The organism is Staphylococcus sp. HMSC34G04 (assembly GCF_001838765.1).
GTDB lineage: Bacteria > Bacillota > Bacilli > Staphylococcales > Staphylococcaceae > Staphylococcus > Staphylococcus epidermidis.
Map to the genome: position 1 here is coordinate 1 of NZ_KV838737.1, position 354 is coordinate 354.

The 354-nt window shown below is 29.9% G+C and carries 1 pseudogene; it reads right to left on the reverse strand.

Annotated elements, in window-relative coordinates:
- Positions 1-354, reverse strand: a pseudogene (locus HMPREF3241_RS12770) (IS5/IS1182 family transposase); the annotation flags it as partial.

Consider the following 354-nt stretch of genomic DNA (forward strand, 5'->3'; position numbering starts at 1 on the left):
CTACCAATCAAATCTATTTCTTCTTTTGTTAAGTCATTATCGTGATCTTTTTTAATCTCAGGTATGATTTTATTTATCACCAATTCATGATAGAGTACTTTAGAGTTTTCATTCATCCTTGACTCATGGTTGTGAATACTTTTTTCCATACGAATGTATATCGATTGCATTTGCCTCAACTTTCGTACCATCAATAAAAATGGCCTAATCATCTATAATATTTTGTTTCAAACACTGACTATGAAATTGAATAAATAATGATTCTAATAAAGCGTCTACTTTGGGATTTACTCTGAATCGATTAATCGTTTTATAAGAAGGCTTTTGATTTTGTGATAGCCACATCATTCGGAT